Here is a 15,889-nt window from a genome sequence, read left to right as displayed (position 1 = left end):
CCTATGCCCTCCTCTGCGCTGTGCTCTCCACTTTTTGCAGCATGGCGACCATTTCTTCCGGCACCAGCGAGCGTGCCAGGGCGTCGTCCCTCGTAATAAAGCCCTTCTGGTAAATCTCCAGCAGCGACTGGTTCATCGTCTGCATGCCGAACCGGGCCTGCCCCGTCTGCATCATGGAATATATCTGGTGCACCTTGTCTTCCCTGATGAGGTTGCGGATGGCGGCGTTGGGCACGAGGGTCTCGATGGCGAGCACCCGGCCCCCGTTGCGCTTGGGGATGAGCTGCTGCGCCAGGATGCCCTCCAGGACGAAGCTCAACTGAACGCGCACCTGGTCCTGCTGGTGCGGGGGAAAGACGTCGATGATGCGGTTGATGGTCTGAACAGCGTTGTTCGTGTGCAGGGTGGCCAGGGTGAGGTGGCCGGTCTCGGAGACCTTCAGGGCCGACTCGATGGTCTCCAGGTCGCGCATCTCCCCAATGAGCACCACGTCGGGGTCCTGCCTGAGGATGTAGCGGAGGGCGTTTCGGAAGCTCTGGGTGTCCGCGGCGACTTCCCGCTGGTTGATGAGGGACTTCTTGTGCACGTGGAGGTACTCGATGGGGTCTTCCACGGTGATGATGTGGTCCTCGCGCTCGGAGTTTATCTTGTCCACCATGGTGGCCAGGGTCGTGGACTTCCCGCTCCCGGTGGGGCCGGTGACCAGGATGAGGCCCCGGGGCTTCTTGACCATCTCCAGGACGATGGGGGGAAGCCTCAACTGTTCGAAGGTCTTTATCTCGAAGGGGATGGACCGGAAGGCCCCGGCGACGGCGCCCCGCTGCATGAAGATGTTCGCCCTGAAGCGGCTCAGCCCCTTCAGGCCGAAGGAGAGGTCCAGCTCGCTTTCCTCCTCGAACTTGTGCTTCTGGGCGTCGGTCAGGATGCTGTAGCACAGGGCCTTGGTGTCGGCCGGACCCAGCGAGGGGGCGTCGGGCTCCAGGGGCTTGAGCCTGCCGTCCACCCGCAGCCGCGGAGGGTTGCCCGTCGTCAGGTGCAGGTCGGAAGCGCCCCGTTCGATCATCGTCTTCAGCAGGTCGTACAGAGTGGCCATGTATGCATTCCTCGCAATCCGTGAAAGATTATGTCAGTGTCCCCTTGCCCCTCAGTTTCCGAAGCTCACGCGGAGGACCTCCTCCACCGTGGTGACGCCCTCCTTGACCTTGGTCAGCCCCGACATGCGCAGGGTCTTCATGCCGTCCTTTACGGCCGTGCGCTTTATCTCCTCGGTGGATGCGCCCTCCAGGACGAGGTCCTTTATCTCGTCGCTGACGAGCATGACCTCGTAGAGGGCCACCCGGCCCTTGTAGCCCGAGCCGTTGCAGTACGGGCAGCCGTTTCCCTTGTACACGGTCAAGCCCTCGGCCTCCTCCGGGGAGAAGCCCACCTTCACCAGGGCCGGCGCCGGCACCCGTTCTTCCTCCTTGCACTTGGGGCAGATGCGGCGCGCCAGCCGCTGCGCGAGGATGACGAGGACCGAGGAGCTGACCAGGAAGGGCTCGATGCCCATGTTCAGGAGCCTGTTGATGGTGCTCGGGGCGTCGTTGGTGTGCAGGGTGGAGAGCACCAGGTGGCCGGTGAGGGCGGCCTTGATGGCTATCTCGGCCGTCTCGAAGTCCCGGATCTCGCCCACCATGATGACGTCGGGGTCCTGCCTGAGGAAGCTCCGGAGGGCGGCCGCGAAGGTCAGCCCTATGTCCTCCCGCACGTGGACCTGGTTGATGCCGAGGAAGTTGAACTCCACGGGGTCCTCGGCGGTCATGATGTTTATGCCGGGCTTGTTGAGGTAGGAGAGGGCCGAGTACAGCGTAGTGGTCTTTCCGGAGCCCGTGGGCCCCGTGACCAGGATCATCCCGTAGGGCTTGTCCAGGGACCCCATGAAGTGCTGCAGGGCCTTCTCCTCGAACCCCAGCTTGGTGAGGTCTATCTCCAGGTTGGATTTGTCCAGGAGCCTCAGGACGGTCTTCTCCCCGAAAAGGGTGGGGAGCGTGGAGACCCGGAAGTCGATGTCCCTTTTCTTGCCGAGCTTGAGCTTTATCCTTCCGTCCTGGGGGAGGCGGCGCTCGGCGATGTCCAGCCGGGCCATGATCTTTATCCTGGAGGTCAGGGCGGCCTTTATCTTGGTGGGGAGGTTCATGACCGTGTACATGACGCCGTCCACCCGGAACCGCACCCGGAGGGACGTCTCGTAGGGCTCCACGTGGATGTCGCTCGCCCCGGCCTTCACGGCGTTGACGAATATGCCGTTGACGAGCTTGACGATGGGGGCCTCCACCTCGCGGACGGCCTCGGACTCCTCCTGCTCCTCCACCGCCTGGACATTGTCCAGGGCGCTTCCGACGACCTTATCGAAGTCCTCCACGTCCACCATGGGCCCGTCGTCGTAGCCCTTGCCCGCCATTGCCCCCGCATCAATGTCGTCGTCGCTGAGGGTGTAGTCCCGCGCCGAGAGAATCTTGGAGGCGTCCTCGGGGTCCTGCTCCTTTTTCTGCATCTCCTCGAGGGAGGCCGAGGCTGCCCCGGCCCCGTAGTACTGGGCCATGGCGCCCTGGATGCCGCTCTCGCTGGTGACGGCCACCTCCACGTTGTAGCCGGTCAGGAACTTCACGTCGTCGATGGCGAAGACGTTGGAGGGGTCGGTCATGGCGACGGTCAGGGTGGCCCCGACCCGGGCCACGGGCATGATGGTGTATTTCCTGGCCATGTCGTAGGGGACCAGCTTGACCACCGAAGGGTCTATCTTGTAGTCGGCCAGATTGATGGCGGGCACTCCGAACTGCTTGCTCAGGAACGCCACCAGCTTCTCTTCGTTGACGTAGCCCAGCTTCACCAGGCTCGAGCCGAGGCGGCCCCCTTCCTTCTTCTGCAGGGTGAGGGCCTGCTTCAACTGCTCCTCGGTAATGAGGTTGGTGGATATGAGCATTTGCCCCAGCTTGGGCGCCATGGTGCCTAAAATAAGCAAAGTGCCAAATCCTGTCAATAATTGTGTTCACAAGAATGCCGCAAGACGCTGTTTTTGTTGAATAAACCTCCTTTTTTGCCTAAAAAAGCCTTTTTTGTTATTATGTGAGCGTGCTCACACGGACCGCGGCCCTTTTCCTTGTCCTGTTTGTTTTCGCCCCCTTCAAGGTGTATCCTGAGGTGGTGCAGCGCACCCTTCCCAACGGGCTTCAGGTCCTGATGGCCGAGGACCACAAATCTCCCCTGGCCGTCTTCCAGATATGGTACAGGGTGGGCTCCATGGACGAGAGTTTCGGCAAGACGGGCCTGAGCCATGTCCTTGAGCACATGATGTTCAAGGGCACCAAGAAATACGGGTCCAAGGAGTTCTCCCGCACTATCCAGCGTTACGGCGGCACAGACAACGCGTTCACCTCCATGGACTCCACCGTCTACTTCCAGATCCTTCCCTCGGAGCACCTGGACCTTTCCCTGAAGTTCGAAAGCGACCGGATGGCGAACCTCCTGCTCCGGGAGGAGGATTTCCAGGCGGAGCGGGCCGTGGTCATGGAGGAAAGGAGGCTCAGGCTGGAGGACGACCCCCAGAGCTCCCTGTACGAGGAGACGGAGGCCGCCGCCTTCAGGGTGCATCCCTACCACTGGCCGGTCATCGGGTGGATGCCCGACCTCGCCCACCTGAAGCTCGAGGACCTCAAGCAGTACTACCGGACCCACTATACCCCGAACAACGCCTTCATCGTGGTCGTGGGGGACATCGACCCGGACGCCCTTTTCAAAGAGATAGAGAAATACTTCGGCTCAATCAAGCCCTCGCCTCCTCCGGAGGACCGCATCAGCCAGGAGCCTCCTCTGGACGGTGAGCGCCGGGTCTATCTCGACAGGGAGGCTGAGCTGCCCTACGTGGTGGCCGCGTACCACGTGCCCACGCTGCTTGACGAGGACGGCTACGCCCTGGACGTGCTCTCCACCATCCTGGGAGGAGGCAGGAGCGGCCGATTGTACCGCTCCCTCATTTACGAGCAGAAGGTCGCCCTGAACGTCTTTGCCGACTACGGGGGCCTGCACCGCGACCCCTATCTTTTCACCATCGGGGGCACCGTCGCCCCCGGTGCCTCCGACGCGGCCCTGGAGAAGGCCCTTTACGCCGAGGTGGAGCGCCTGAAGGAGGAGCCGGTATCGGATTTCGAGCTTGCCAAGGCCAAGAACCAGATAGAGGCGGACTTCATCATGCGGCAGGATTCCATATTCTCCCAGGCCATGACCATCGGCAGGTTCCATCTCCTCAAGGACTGGCGGCTCAAGGACCGGTACGTGGAAAACATACGGGCGGTCACGGCGGAGGACGTTCGCCGGGTCGCCCGGAAATATTTCGACCGCGACAAGCGCACCGTGGGCATTCTCATACCCGAGGCGCGCCAGGCGCAGGAGGACGGCAAGGGGAAGGAGGGACGGTGAAAAGGGGCTCCGGACGGGTGGCGTTTCTCGTGTTTCTTGTCGTCCTCGGCCTCTCTTCCCCGGCCCGGGCGGATATGCTCGATGTGAAGCGAAGCGTTCTGGCCAACGGACTCACCGTTTTGCACGTGGAGCGGCACACCCTGCCCCTGGTGGAGGTGGTGCTCCTGGTCAAGTCCGGCGTGGTGCAGGAGCCGGCCGAAAAAGCCGGCCTGGCCAACCTGACGGCCGCTCTTCTGACCGAAGGCACCGAGAGCCGGACGGCGACGGAGATAAGCGAGCAGCTGGCCTTCATCGGAGCGCAGCTGGACGTCGAGGCCAGTTACGACTTCACGAGGGCCTCCCTCTCCGTGCTCAGAAAGGACGTGCGGAGGGGATTCGAGATTCTCTCGGACGTCCTCCTGCACCCCACCTTCCCGGACGAAGAGGTCGCACGGAAGATAAGCCTCATAGGAGGCAGCCTCCAGCAGAGCGAGGAGCAGCCGGGTTTTCTGGTGATGAGGGCCTTCCGCAGCCGCGTTTACGGCAAAAACCCCTATGGCCGCCTCGTGCGGGGTTCGCGCGAAACCCTCGGGGACATCACGAGAAAGGACGTCCGGGATTTCTACTCGACGTGGTACCGGCCCGACAACGCCATCCTCGTCGTGGTGGGCGACCTCGACCGTGAGGAGCTCGGAAAGCTCGTTGACACGTATCTGGACGGCTGGCAGCGGGCTCCCCTGCCGCCCCCCGTCCGGGAGCCCATGCCCCCCGAGGAAAGAAAGGTCGTCCTCATCGACCGCGACCTCGCTCAGGCCAACATAGCCGTCGGGCACAAGGCGGTGAGGCGCATCGACCCCGATTACTACGCCCTGAGAGTCATGAACTATGTCCTCGGCGGCGGCGGGTTCGCCTCGCGCCTGATGGAGACCATACGGGACCGGATGGGCCTGGCCTACAGTGTGTACAGCTCCCTGGCGGCCTACAAGGACGACGGCCACTTCGTCGTGCAGGTGCAGACGAAAAACTCCTCGGCGGGCACCGTCATCGAGGAAATCGTCCGGCAGATTGAGGCCATGAAGGACAAGGGCATCACCGGGGAGGAGCTCGAAGAGGCCAAGGCCTACCTCATCGGGAGCTTTCCCCGGCGCATCGACACCATGGGCAAGATGGCGAGATTCCTTTCCCTGGTGGAGTTCTACGGCCTGGGCCTTGACTATCCCGACAGGTACAAGGAGCTCATCGGCTCCGTAACCCTCGATGACGTCCGTGCCGCCGCCCGGAAGTACCTGCATCCCGCGGAGGCCGTCTTCGTGGTCGTAGCCAGGCAGTCGGAGGCCAAGGTCTCCCCCGAGGCGATAGAGAAAGCCCCGTAGCCTCCGGACGCCCCGACCCCTCCCGAAGAGTGTCCCCGATGGAGAGGTGCGCGGGAAAAATGCTAAAATATTCCTGCGGCTCCGGATGCACCCAGGCCGGCGCCGCGCGATGGTCGGGCGGTTAGCTCAGCTGGGAGAGCGCCACGTTCGCAACGTGGAGGTCGAGGGTTCGATCCCCTTACCGTCCACCATTTTTTTCGTCCCCTTTCCTAAAGACCGCCGGAGACGCCGGGGAGAATTCCGCGCCGTCGGGAAGCTTCTCATGTGTTCCCACGACAAGGTAGCCGCCGGGCAGCAGTTTCTCGGTGAGCACATCGAGCATCTCCCTCTGGAGCCCTTCCTCGAAGTACGTGAAGACGAGATTCCGCACCAGCAGCAGGTGAAACCTGCCCTCCGGGCGCTCCCGGCGGATGTCCTGCCTGAGGAAGACGACGTCCCGCCGGAATTCTTCCCTCAGGAGAACCCCCCCGCCTGCCAGGGGCGTGAACGCCTGCCGGCGGATGTCCTCGGGCAGGTCCTTGAGGCTGCTGGCGGGGTACCGCCCCTGCCGGGCCCGCTCAAGGAGCCGGGGGTCGATGTCGGTGGCCAGGACGCGGAGCCCGACGTCTTCTCCCAGGGCGGGCAGGACGCGGAGCCGCCAGAAGGCCTGAAGGCCGTAAGGCTCCTCCCCCGAAGCGCATCCGGCGCTCCAGGCCGAGACGATGCCGCTGCCTTCCCGCAGGGCCATCCGGGCCAACCGGGGCAGGACCACGTTTGAGAGGGCCTCGAAGACTCCCCTGTCGCGGCCGAAACGGGAAATGGTCACGCGTGAGAGATGCTCCAGGGCTTCCCATTCGGCGGGGTGGGAGGCCAGATAGGACCGGTAGGCCGCCGGGTTTTCCAGACCCAGCGCGGCCAGGCGGCGCGCGAGACGCTTGCAGACCTGCCCCTGGACCTTGCGGAACCCCGCCCATCTCAGACGGAGGCGGGGAAGGGCCCATTGGAGGAATTCCCGGCACTCCCGGCCGGTCATCTCGGCCCGCTTCCCCGGGCCGACGCGGTTTTGTGCCGCACCCCTTGATTTTTGGACGTATAATCGGTACATTTGTACGGGGCATGGACCCGGCGGTCCTGGGGGTCTTTGGAGAAAGGGTGGGGAAAAGCCATCTGGAAGAAGAGGGTCCTCGTATCCGACGATAGCCATGGCATCCTCATGACTCTCTCGGCCCTGCTGGGGCGGATGGGCTTTGACGTCATCCCGGCGACCGACGGCATGGAGGCGCTCAGGCGGGCCCGGATGATGCGTCCGGACCTCATCCTGCTCAGCTTGCAGATGCCCGTCGTGGACGGCCTCTCCACGCTCAAGGCCCTCAAGGAGAACGCCGAGACCAGGCGCATCCCGGTGGTCATGCTCTCAAGCGAGCGGAGCGCCGCCCCCCTTGAGGAGTGCCGCCGGCTGGGCAGCGCGGGCTGCCTCATGAAACCCCTGGACGTCGAGTGCCTGCACGACGTCCTCGAGGAGAACCTCTTTGCCCCGCGGGGCCATCGCCGCATGCATGTGCGCACCCCCTATAGCGAGCCGGTCATGATTTCCGCCTCGGGCCTCAAGCGGACCCTGGAGGCCCGAAGCCTCTCGGAAGTAGGCATGTACCTCGTCACCTCCGAGCCCCTTCCGGTGGGCAGCGGCCTGGAGGTGACTTTTCCCCGGCCCGATGCCCCCCTGACGCTGCCCGGGACGGTGGCATACGTCAATATCCATGCGGGAGACGGCCGGCGCCCGGCGGGCATGGCCGTGGAGTTCAAGGGCCTGCGCAGGAAGGACCGGGAGGACCTCTCCCGGTTCATCCAGGAGCTTTTGACCAGCCGGTCCTCCGGCGAACATCTCTAGCCACCGGTTCTTCCACTGCCCACCCTCCGTCCCTCTCAGGCGGTGGCCTGTCCCTCAGGCGGTGGCCTGTCCCTCAGGCGGTGGCCTGTCTCTCAGGCGGTGGCCTGCTTCAGAAGCTCCTCCTTCACGAGGCCCCGAAAGAGGGACAGCTTGTACGCGTTCTTGCTCATGGCCTGCGCACCCGTGAGGGCCGCCCGGGCGGCCCGGTCCGCGGCGGCCTCGTCCAGGCGCCTGCCCGTTATGGCGTCTTCGGCCTCCCGGGCCCGCCACGGGACGGGGGCAGCGCCGCCGAGCACGATGTGCCCCGCCTTTACCCTGCCGCTCTCCATGGTGAGGGCGAGGGCCACCCCGGCCAGGGCGAAGTCCCACGCCCGGCGCGCCCGGACCTTCCGGTAGGAACTCCGGAGCCCCGCCGGAGAGGGGGGCAGGTCTATCCCGGTTACGACCTCCCCGGGCTCAAGCACGGTCTCCCGCGTGGCGTCCACCTCGGGGAGAACGTGGAAACCCTCCACCGGAACGCTCCGCGTGCCGCCGGGCCCGCTTATGCGGACCGCAGCGCCCAGGGCTACCAGGGGAGGGGCGGTGTCCGAGGGATGCACGATGAAGCACGGGCCCCCTCCCAAGATGCAGTGAAACTGGTTCTCTCCGCCCTCCGCATAGCAGAGGTCGCCGCCTTTCCGGATGCAGAAGAAGTCCCCCCGGTAGTACCAGCACCGGGGCTTCTGGCAGAGGTTTCCGCCCATGGTCCCCTGGTTGCGCAGTTGGGGGCTTGCCACCTCCCGGGCCCCCTGGGCGAGGCCGGGATAGCGCCTGAGGACGGCGGGGTGTGCCGCCGCCTGGGCCACCGTGGCCAGCGCACCTATCAGGAGGCCGCCGTCCGGGGTCTCCCGTATCTCCCCGAGTTCTTTGAGTGCCGAGAGGCTTACCATCTTCTCGATGCCGAAGACACGGTCTCTCAGGCAGCCCAGGAGGTCCGTGCCTCCGGCCTGCACCAGGGCTCCCGGCGTACCCAGATGGCCAAGGGCTTCCTTGAGGGAGGCGGGCCTGACGTAGGAGAAACGGGGCAGCATGCTATCCTTTCTCCGTCTTGCGGGCTAGCAGTTCTGCAAGGAGCACCGGCGTCATGGGTGTGCCGGTGGGCCGGACGCCCGTGGCGTCATGGACCGCGCCCGCGATGGCCGCGGCCGTGGGGATGGTGACGGGCTCGCCCAGCCCCTTGGCCCCGGCGGGGTTTGCCTCCGGGTCGGGCATGTCGATGGGGACCGGCTGGATGTCGGCGGGCACGTCCAGGGCCGTGGGGAGCTTGTAGTCGTGCCAGTTCCCGTTACAGAGCTTGCCCGTGCGGGCCTCGTCCAGGACGCGCATTTCGGTCATCCCCAGGCCGATGCCCATGGTGATGCCGCCGATGACCTGGCTTCCGAAAGTCAGGGCGTCCATCACCCGTCCGCTTTCGTTGGCGCCCACGAAACGCAGAATCCTGACCTCGCCGGTTCGGGTGTTGACCTCGACTTCGCAGAACTGGGCCGAGAAGGGGTTTATGACCTTGTCCGCGGGGTTGGGCCCCCTGTAGCCCACGCCCACCACCACGCCCCTCTTCTTGAGCCTGGATATGCCGGTGAGCTTCACCCGCCTTGCGCCGTCGCCGGGAGAGAATATCTCATCGCCTTCAAGGCGAAGGTCCCCGGCGGGCACCCCCAGGTCCTCCGAGGCCATCTCGAGGAGCTGGCGCTTCACGCGCACCGCGGCGCGCCTCACGGCGGGGGCCTCGGTAGGGACGGTCTTGCTTCCCCCGCTCGGGGTGGCGTACTGGGTGGTGCCGGTGTCGGCGTTTTCTATCTGGATGAGCTCCGGGCGTATGCCCAGCTCCTCCGATACGACCATGGCCATCACGGTCTTCGTGCCCGTGCCGATGTCGCTGGCCCCCATGTTGAGGTTGACGCTTCCGTCGGAGAAGAGCTTCACGACAACCGTCGAGGGGGGCCCGCCGTCTCCGGCGAACCAGAGGGCGGCGGCCATGCCCGCGCCGCGCCTCAGGTGCCCTCCGCCCTGGGAGCGGCTTCTCCGGCGGGCCTCCTTCCAGCCGAAGGCCCGCGCCCCCTGCTCGATGCAGGCCCTGAGGCCCGTCGTGCTGTATGGCTTTTCCTTCGCCTGGCTCACCGTGGGGATGTTCTTGAGCCTCAACTCGACGGGGTCCATCCCGATGGCCTCGGCCAGGGAGTCCATCATCTGCTCCAGGGCCCAGGAGCACTGCGGGTGGCCCGGCGCCCGGAAGGGCCGGGCGGGGCCGGCGTTTATGTAGACGTCGGTGGCGCGGGTGCGAACGTTGGGGCAGGTGTACAGGTCCCGGACCAGCCAGTCCAGAAGGGAGATGCCGCCGGAGAGGTAGGCCCCCCCGGTCCCGGTGGCCGTGAACTCCAGCGCCGTGAGGGTCCCGTCCCGCTTCACCCCGGCCTTCAGGGTCATCAGGGCGGGCGGCCGGTTTCCCACCGAAAGGTAGGTCTCCTCCCGGGAGAGGAAGAGCTTCACGGGGCGGGCCGTCTTCTTTGCCAGGAGCGCGGCGATAATGGTGTATTTCCCGGGCCAGAGCTTGCTTCCGAACCCCCCGCCCATGTAATGCCCGATGACCCGCACCTTGGACAGGGGAAGCCCCAGGGTCTCGGCCACCTGCGACTGCACGGAGTAGACCCCCTGGGTGGACTCCCAGATGTTCAGCGCGTCGCCGTCCCACCGGGCCACGCACCCGTGTAGCTCAAGAGGGGTGTGAAGCTCGCATTCGGTCCGGTAGGTCTCGGTCAGGACCGCGTCGGCCCGGGCGAAGCCCTCCTGCACGCTTCCCCGCTCGTAGCTCTCGGTCTTGGCCTCGTTGCCCTCCTCGTGCACCCTGGGGGCCCCTTTCCGGAGGGCGGCTTCCATGTCGGCCACGTAGGGCAGGACATCGTACTGCACCTCGATGGCGCGCACGGCGTCCCATGCCTCGTCCCGGCTGTCCGCCGCCACGGCGGCCACGGCGTCTCCTTCGTAGCGGCAGTGGGGGTCGAAGAGCTTCGATGCCACCCCGCCGCCTCCCCGGTAGGTCCAGGGCAGGTCCGCCCCCGGGGTGGAGCCGGTTATGATTGCCCTCACGCCGGGCATCCCGGCGGCCTTGCGCGTGTCCACGCTCTTGACCAGGGCGTTGGCATGCGGCGAGCGGAGCACCGCGCCGTACAGCATCCCCGGAAGGACGATGTCCGAGGGGTAGACCGCGGTGCCGCTTACCCGCTCGTAGGCGTCCACGCGGGGCCTGCGGGAGCCAAGCACGCGGGTCTTTCCCCAGGGGGGCAGGGGCTCGCCGGGCCCCGGGGTCTCCGGCACAGGGATGCCCTCCACGTAATATTCTTTTTTCTCCCCGGCCATCTCCTTGCCCCCTTATGTGTGCGGTCTCAATTCACGGGCCCGCCGGGCGGCCTTGAAGATATTCGCGTAAGCCCCGCAGCGGCAGAGGTTTCCGCTCACCGCTGTACGGATATCTTCGAGCGAGGGGTCGGGGTTGGCCCTCATGAGGCCCTCCACCGACATGACCTGCCCCGGGGTGCAGTAGCCGCACTGAAAGGCGTCGTGCTCCACGAAGGCCCTCTGCACGGGCCCCAGGTCCTCGCCCTCCATGAGCCCTTCCACCGTGGTTATGGAGACCCCTTCGGCCTCCACCGCCAGGGTCATGCAGGCGTACCGGGGCGTGTCCTCCATGAGCACGGTGCACGCGCCGCACTCGCCCCGCCCGCAGCCCTCCTTCGTGCCGGTAAGCCCGAGCTTCTCCCTGAGGACGTAAAGAAGCGTCGTGCGGGGCTCCACGAGCACCCAATGGGTGCGGCCGTTGACAAGGAGGGCGACCCGGCTCGTCTCGGCCCCTTCAAGGACCTCCTCGCGGCCTTCCGGTTGACCGGAGGCGAACCTGCCCGGGGAGGCCAGCGCCGCCGTCCCCGCCCCCACGGCGGCAAGGAAGGAGCGGCGGCTCACGCCCCGGCCGCACCGGCCATGCCCTTCTTTCCGCTTATTTTTCTTCACGGGCCTCCTCTGAAAGGTTCCGGCTCGGGGCTGAGACGGAAAAAGCTCCGTTTACACCTCTTCGGGTCGATATGCCGATAAGCGGTTTGCGCTCTCCTCCCGCAAGGCCGGCGCACGGGGAGCCCGGCCACAAGACCATTAACGCACGGAACGCGGGAGCTGTCAATACCCGGGTTTACGGGTGGGTCCGTCAAAACAGGGAAGGCCCCGGATTATCCCCGGGGCTCAGGCCACCTTGAGGGAGATGAGCACGCCGTCTCTCAAGGGGACGATGCTGGTGAAGAATTCCGGGTGCCCCGCCATGAGGCGGTTGAACTCCTCGATGCCCCGGGTCTCCTCGTCGTTCACGCCTTCGAGCATCCTGCCGTACCAGAGCGAGTTGTCGGCGATGATGAGGGCGTGGGGAGCCAGGTGGGGGATGAGCGCTTTCACCGCCCGGGGATAGTCCCTCTTGTCCATGTCTATGAAGAGGATGTCGATGTCCCGATACTCCCGGGCGATGTCCAGGGCGTCTCCGGCCCTGAACTCCGCCTTTTGGGCCATGCCCGCCTGCTCGAACGTCTGCCGGGCCCTGCCGATATTCTCCTCGCTTCTGTCGGTCAGCACCACGGTGGAGCCTTCCGGAAGCGCCCGGGCAAACCAGTAGGCGGAGTAGCCGAAGCCCGAGCCGAGCTCCACCACCAAGCGGGGCTTCTTGAGCCGGGTGATGACGAACAGGAGCCGCCCTACCAGCCGGTCCACGATGGGAAAGCCCCGCCCGAGCGCCAGGTCCTCCATCTCCAGAAGGAGGGGGTCTTCCTCGGGGGCCAGCTCCTTCAGGTACTTTTCTATGCGGGGGTCGGTAATGTCCACGGGCTATTTTACCACTATGGTGTAATCTCCGAGGCCCTCGACCCGCCTGAGCCCGGCGGCGAGACCTTCGGTCCGGTATTTTCCGTATGCCGAGGAGTTGCCGGAGAGCTCAAGCACCTTCCTCCCTTCGTCGACGGACCACAACCCCCCTCCCAGCACCCGCCAGCCGGCCTCCCGGGACTCGAACCTGTGGCGCGGTTGGTTATAGGCCCCCCGCACCCCCCGGGAGGCGAGGAACGTCCGGGCGATGTCGGCGTGGTAGCGATGGAGTTCCCGGATGGAGAAGACGAGATATTCCGCATCGCCTCCCCGGACCTGGATGAACTTGCCGTGCCTTTCGGGCGGCGCCGGGCCCCCCGCGCGCTTTTCATAGTGCTCCCTGGAGTAATCCACGACAAACAGGGCCATCGCTCGCTATCCATACCCTCACACGGAGCCCCTTCCCTTCCGGGCGGCGCAGCCTTTTCACGCGGCTCCCGCCGGGGCGAACATGCACATCATAGCGCCCGGCCCCGGTGGTGTCAAACGCGGAGAGCTTTTTTTGATGGCGCACGGCCTTGAGTGTATTACAATAGCGCATGCGCATCGGTCATCGCATCGTGGAGCCCGGCGAAGTGGGCAAGTGGGAAGGGGCGGAAATCTACCAGATAAGCCTCTACCGGGGCCGCGGGGACAACCTTGGCCGCCTGGCCCGCTGCGCCCGGGCCGCCTCGGCGGAAGGCACGCCCTACGTGGTGCATCCGGTGCAGTACAGCCTGCTTGAGCCGGCCTGCCTGGACGAGCTGCGAGAGATGGCCCGGCTCTCCGGCGACGCCCTCATCCTCCATGACGAGCGCGCCCCGGACGGGGGGCGGTTGAGAGGGCGGGAGGCCGAGGAGTTCAGGGCGGCGGCCCGGGAATTGAGCAAGCTTGCCCATCTCTCCTTCGAGAACGCCACGGACAGCGGGGACGCCCCCTGGTTCTGGGAGGAGTTTGCCCGGAGCGTCACCCTGGACATGGGCCACATGGAGTCGGCGGGGCTTGACTCCGCAGCGTTCGTCCGGGCCCTGCCGGAGGATATCCTCCGGCGGGTCCGCTATGTCCACATGCACAGAAACGGCTCCCTGCACGGCGGGCTCACGGACCACTGGCCCCTGAGGGCGGACTGCCGCGAGGTGCGGGCCTTGAGAGAGCTTCTCAAGCGCCGGCGGGACGTGGACGTCCTCCTGGAGATAAACGAGCGGGAGGAGACGGCCGAAAGCCTCCGCATACTGGGGGCGGTGAGGGCGGAGCTTCCCTGATGCCTAAAAGCGCAGGGACTGCTTCACGGGGATGACGTAGTGGCCCGGGGCGACTTTGTACCGGGCAAGGAGCTGCCCCAGCAGGGGGTCTGAGAACCTGTCGCCCACGGGCATGACCTCCAGGGTGAGGTCCGCCCGGGAGCCCCGGATGTTCCCGGAGACCCGGGCGTAGATGTCCGGGCCCTCCAGGGAGATGGACTCCACCACGAGCGTGGCGCCCCTTATGCGCACGGCCCCGCGTATGTCCCTGACGCTCTCCAAGGGAATGCTCATGCCATAGAGGGAGAGAGGGCCGAGCCTGGTCTTGCGCACCGAGAAGGTCACCGAGCCCCGGCCGTTGGTGACGGCGAGGTCCGCCCGGACCTCGCCTTTCCAGGGCAGCCGGTTGCTCTGGACAAGGCCCAGCTCCTCGAGCCGGGCGCCTGCGGCATCCATGCGCACGCCGTAGCCCGACCGGCCAAGCTCCACCCTTCCGCTAAGGGGGCCCCCTCCGGCCCGGCCCCTGAGGTCCAGGGCCGCGGTGAGCCGGAGAAGGGGAAGAAACAGGAGGCGCCCCCTGAGGTCCTGCACCCTGAGGACCCGCACCCCCGAGGCCGAGATGTCCACGGCGTCGGCGTGAAAATTGTAGAAGAGCCCCTTCCTGAACCCCGTGATGTCGGCCCGCACCTGGCCCTGGGCCAGGGCGTCCTCGACGCGCGCGAGCAGCACCTCCTGGGGGAGGGCAACCAGCCAGGCCCCCCATATCAGGGCCGCTACGATGAGACAAGCCGCCAGGGCCTTTTTCATTGGGACGTGATGAGGGAAAGGGTCATGGTGACGTCCAGGCGTTCAGGGTTTTCAAAGGACGTTTTCAGGTCCGCCTTCCGGACGATGAGGAGCATGGGAGAGTTCTTCAGGGAGTAGAAGGCGTTTACGGCCTCGTTCAGCGTGAGCCCCTCCACCTTCACCTCGGCCTTCTCCTCGCCCGCGGAGCCCGATTCGATGGTCTTGACGGACTTCACCTTCTCCCGGAGGCCCAGGGGCTCGAAGACCTCGTCCACGGCCCGGCCGATGCCCTTTATGCCGGTGAGCCGCTGCCTGCCCTCCAGCCGCTCCACCGTGCTCCGGAGGGCCAGGACCTCTTCCTGCATGAGCCGCATCTCCTCGCGGGTCTTCTTGAGGGAGGCCGCTTTCTCCCTGGCGGAGGAAAGGCTCTGGAAGGCAAAGAGCAAAGCGCCGAGGGCCAGGGCCCCCGCCGCGGCAATCATGAGGGTGGACTTTTTCATTTCTTCTTCCCCCGGGCCGTTATGGTGAAGTCCACCTTGTCCCTGGCCGACTGCCCCGTGCCGGTGAGATTGACCTCGGGATAGAGCTCCCCGAGGCGGCTCCGGGCGTGCTCCACCTGGCTCAGGGTCGCGGCCTCGCCCTTCAGGACGAGAACCTCCTTCTCCATGCTTATCTCCCGGAGCACGGCGCCCTTGAGCCCGGCTCCCTGAAGCTCCATGAGCACGGCCAGGGGGTCCACGCCCGTAAGGGCTTCGTCCTCGGCGCGGAGTTGCGAAAGCCGGGCGCGCATCTTGTAGCCCAGCCCCTGCGCACTGGCGGGCTTCTCGGAAGGGAAGGCCGTCCTGTAAGACTCCATGATTTGCGCTTCCAGTCGGGCGGCGTCGCGCTTGAAGGCGTGTGCCTTCAAGCTCAGGTCCCCGGCCAGCACCAGGGCCAGGAGCACCGCCCCCAGGGCGGCAAGCCTGAGGGAACGCTTCACCCGCTCGGTCTCCCGGGTGTAGGAGAACTCGCCCCGCCGGAGGTTGACCCGCGGGGACTCCATCTCCTTGAAGGCAAGGAGGAGCCGCTGCCTCTCGTCTATCTTCACCCCCTCCAGAAGGAGCCCCGGAAGCGCCTCCGGGGAGGGCGCTGTCTCCAGGACCGCCGCGGCCTGCACCGAGCAGACCGCCCGGGGGTCCATGCCGGCCCCGGCCAGTGCCTCCAGGATGTCGCGATTCTGGCAGAGAACGCCGATTCGCTCCAGTACTTCCAGGACATGGTCGGCCAATTGTGCCACG

Annotated in this window: 15 protein-coding genes and 1 tRNA gene; 5 read left to right on the top strand and 11 right to left on the bottom strand. The window is 65.9% G+C overall.

Annotated features, from left to right (window positions below):
• Position 1: 1 nt before the first annotated feature.
• Complete coding sequence (locus tag P8Y39_02035; protein ID MEJ2191116.1) at positions 2–1,093, bottom strand: type IV pilus twitching motility protein PilT; 1,092 nt, start codon at positions 1,091–1,093, stop codon at positions 2–4.
• A 51-nt stretch (positions 1,094–1,144) separates the two neighbouring features.
• Positions 1,145–2,983 (bottom strand): type IV-A pilus assembly ATPase PilB, encoded by a 1,839-nt coding sequence (pilB, locus tag P8Y39_02030; GenBank protein ID MEJ2191115.1) that lies wholly within the window; start codon positions 2,981–2,983, stop codon positions 1,145–1,147.
• A 128-nt stretch (positions 2,984–3,111) separates the two neighbouring features.
• On the opposite strand from pilB, the gene P8Y39_02025 reads away from it, so the two are divergent.
• From P8Y39_02025 to P8Y39_02015, 3 genes are all read left to right on the top strand, one after another.
• Positions 3,112–4,455, top strand: a complete 1,344-nt coding sequence (locus P8Y39_02025; protein ID MEJ2191114.1) for a pitrilysin family protein — start codon at positions 3,112–3,114, stop codon at positions 4,453–4,455.
• Positions 4,452–5,807 carry a pitrilysin family protein gene (locus tag P8Y39_02020; GenBank protein MEJ2191113.1) on the top strand — a complete coding sequence of 452 codons (1,356 nt, stop codon included), beginning with the start codon at positions 4,452–4,454 and terminating at the stop codon, positions 5,805–5,807. Before P8Y39_02025 ends, P8Y39_02020 begins: the two co-directional genes overlap by 4 nt.
• Positions 5,808–5,922: 115 nt before the next feature.
• Positions 5,923–5,998: transfer RNA gene (locus tag P8Y39_02015), tRNA-Ala, on the top strand.
• Here the strand turns inward: P8Y39_02015 and P8Y39_02010 are convergent.
• Positions 5,986–6,819: a CheR family methyltransferase gene (locus P8Y39_02010; GenBank protein MEJ2191112.1), complete on the bottom strand. Its 834-nt coding sequence runs from the start codon at positions 6,817–6,819 to the stop codon at positions 5,986–5,988. The two genes, P8Y39_02015 and P8Y39_02010, sit on opposite strands and share 13 nt — an antisense overlap.
• 108 nt (positions 6,820–6,927) lie before the next feature.
• Here P8Y39_02010 and P8Y39_02005 point away from each other — a divergent pair, with 108 nt between their 5' ends.
• Positions 6,928–7,674 (top strand): response regulator, encoded by a 747-nt coding sequence (locus tag P8Y39_02005; protein MEJ2191111.1) that lies wholly within the window; start codon positions 6,928–6,930, stop codon positions 7,672–7,674.
• 92 nt (positions 7,675–7,766) lie between these two features.
• On the opposite strand, the gene P8Y39_02000 is transcribed toward P8Y39_02005, so the two are convergent.
• The 5 genes from P8Y39_02000 to P8Y39_01980 all read right to left on the bottom strand — a co-directional run bounded on the left by P8Y39_02000 (position 7,767) and on the right by P8Y39_01980 (position 12,975).
• Positions 7,767–8,744: a xanthine dehydrogenase family protein subunit M gene (locus tag P8Y39_02000; protein MEJ2191110.1), complete on the bottom strand. Its 978-nt coding sequence runs from the start codon at positions 8,742–8,744 to the stop codon at positions 7,767–7,769.
• A gap of 1 nt (position 8,745) precedes the next feature.
• On the bottom strand, positions 8,746–11,067 hold the full coding sequence (locus P8Y39_01995) for a xanthine dehydrogenase family protein molybdopterin-binding subunit (GenBank protein MEJ2191109.1): 2,322 nt from the start codon (positions 11,065–11,067) through the stop codon (positions 8,746–8,748).
• 12 nt (positions 11,068–11,079) lie between these two features.
• The gene (locus tag P8Y39_01990; protein ID MEJ2191108.1) at positions 11,080–11,715 is read right to left on the bottom strand and encodes a (2Fe-2S)-binding protein; all 636 of its coding nucleotides are present in this window, start codon (positions 11,713–11,715) and stop codon (positions 11,080–11,082) included.
• Between the two features lie 225 nt (positions 11,716–11,940).
• Positions 11,941–12,567 (bottom strand): O-methyltransferase, encoded by a 627-nt coding sequence (locus tag P8Y39_01985; GenBank protein MEJ2191107.1) that lies wholly within the window; start codon positions 12,565–12,567, stop codon positions 11,941–11,943.
• A gap of 3 nt (positions 12,568–12,570) precedes the next feature.
• Positions 12,571–12,975 (bottom strand): hypothetical protein, encoded by a 405-nt coding sequence (locus tag P8Y39_01980; GenBank protein MEJ2191106.1) that lies wholly within the window; start codon positions 12,973–12,975, stop codon positions 12,571–12,573.
• Between the two features lie 170 nt (positions 12,976–13,145).
• On the opposite strand from P8Y39_01980, the gene P8Y39_01975 reads away from it, so the two are divergent.
• Positions 13,146–13,847 carry a hypothetical protein gene (locus tag P8Y39_01975; GenBank protein ID MEJ2191105.1) on the top strand — a complete coding sequence of 234 codons (702 nt, stop codon included), beginning with the start codon at positions 13,146–13,148 and terminating at the stop codon, positions 13,845–13,847.
• Positions 13,848–13,850: 3 nt separating this feature from the next.
• Here the strand turns inward: P8Y39_01975 and gspN are convergent, their stop codons facing one another.
• The 3 genes from gspN to P8Y39_01960 all read right to left on the bottom strand — a co-directional run.
• Positions 13,851–14,633 carry a type II secretion system protein GspN gene (gene gspN / locus P8Y39_01970; GenBank protein MEJ2191104.1) on the bottom strand — a complete coding sequence of 261 codons (783 nt, stop codon included), beginning with the start codon at positions 14,631–14,633 and terminating at the stop codon, positions 13,851–13,853.
• Entirely contained in the window at positions 14,630–15,112 is a 483-nt protein-coding gene (locus tag P8Y39_01965; protein MEJ2191103.1) for a hypothetical protein, read from the bottom strand. The genes gspN and P8Y39_01965 overlap by 4 nt, the downstream gene beginning before the upstream one ends.
• The coding region (locus P8Y39_01960; protein ID MEJ2191102.1) for a GspL/Epsl periplasmic domain-containing protein at positions 15,109–15,889 on the bottom strand (781 nt) is incomplete at its 5' end. The genes P8Y39_01965 and P8Y39_01960, both read right to left, overlap by 4 nt.

The organism is Nitrospirota bacterium (assembly GCA_037386965.1).
Classification (GTDB): domain Bacteria; phylum Nitrospirota; class Thermodesulfovibrionia; order Thermodesulfovibrionales; family JdFR-86; genus JARRLN01.
Note: the sequence above shows the minus strand (reverse complement) of the source record. Positions and strands in the feature narration are given on the sequence as shown.

Excerpts from the sequence above, each read along its gene's own strand:
- P8Y39_01980 (MEJ2191106.1), bottom strand. The coding sequence starts at position 12,975 with ATGGCCCTGTTTGTCGTGGATTACTCCAGGGAGCACTATGAAAAGCGC.
- P8Y39_02000 (MEJ2191110.1), bottom strand. The coding sequence starts at position 8,744 with ATGCTGCCCCGTTTCTCCTACGTCAGGCCCGCCTCCCTCAAGGAAGCC.
- P8Y39_02010 (MEJ2191112.1), bottom strand. The coding sequence starts at position 6,819 with ATGACCGGCCGGGAGTGCCGGGAATTCCTCCAATGGGCCCTTCCCCGC.
- pilB (MEJ2191115.1), bottom strand. The coding sequence starts at position 2,983 with ATGGCGCCCAAGCTGGGGCAAATGCTCATATCCACCAACCTCATTACC.
- P8Y39_01975 (MEJ2191105.1), top strand. The coding sequence starts at position 13,146 with ATGCGCATCGGTCATCGCATCGTGGAGCCCGGCGAAGTGGGCAAGTGG.
- P8Y39_02035 (MEJ2191116.1), bottom strand. The coding sequence starts at position 1,093 with ATGGCCACTCTGTACGACCTGCTGAAGACGATGATCGAACGGGGCGCT.
- P8Y39_01965 (MEJ2191103.1), bottom strand. The coding sequence starts at position 15,112 with ATGAAAAAGTCCACCCTCATGATTGCCGCGGCGGGGGCCCTGGCCCTC.
- P8Y39_01995 (MEJ2191109.1), bottom strand. The coding sequence starts at position 11,067 with ATGGCCGGGGAGAAAAAAGAATATTACGTGGAGGGCATCCCTGTGCCG.
- gspN (MEJ2191104.1), bottom strand. The coding sequence starts at position 14,633 with ATGAAAAAGGCCCTGGCGGCTTGTCTCATCGTAGCGGCCCTGATATGG.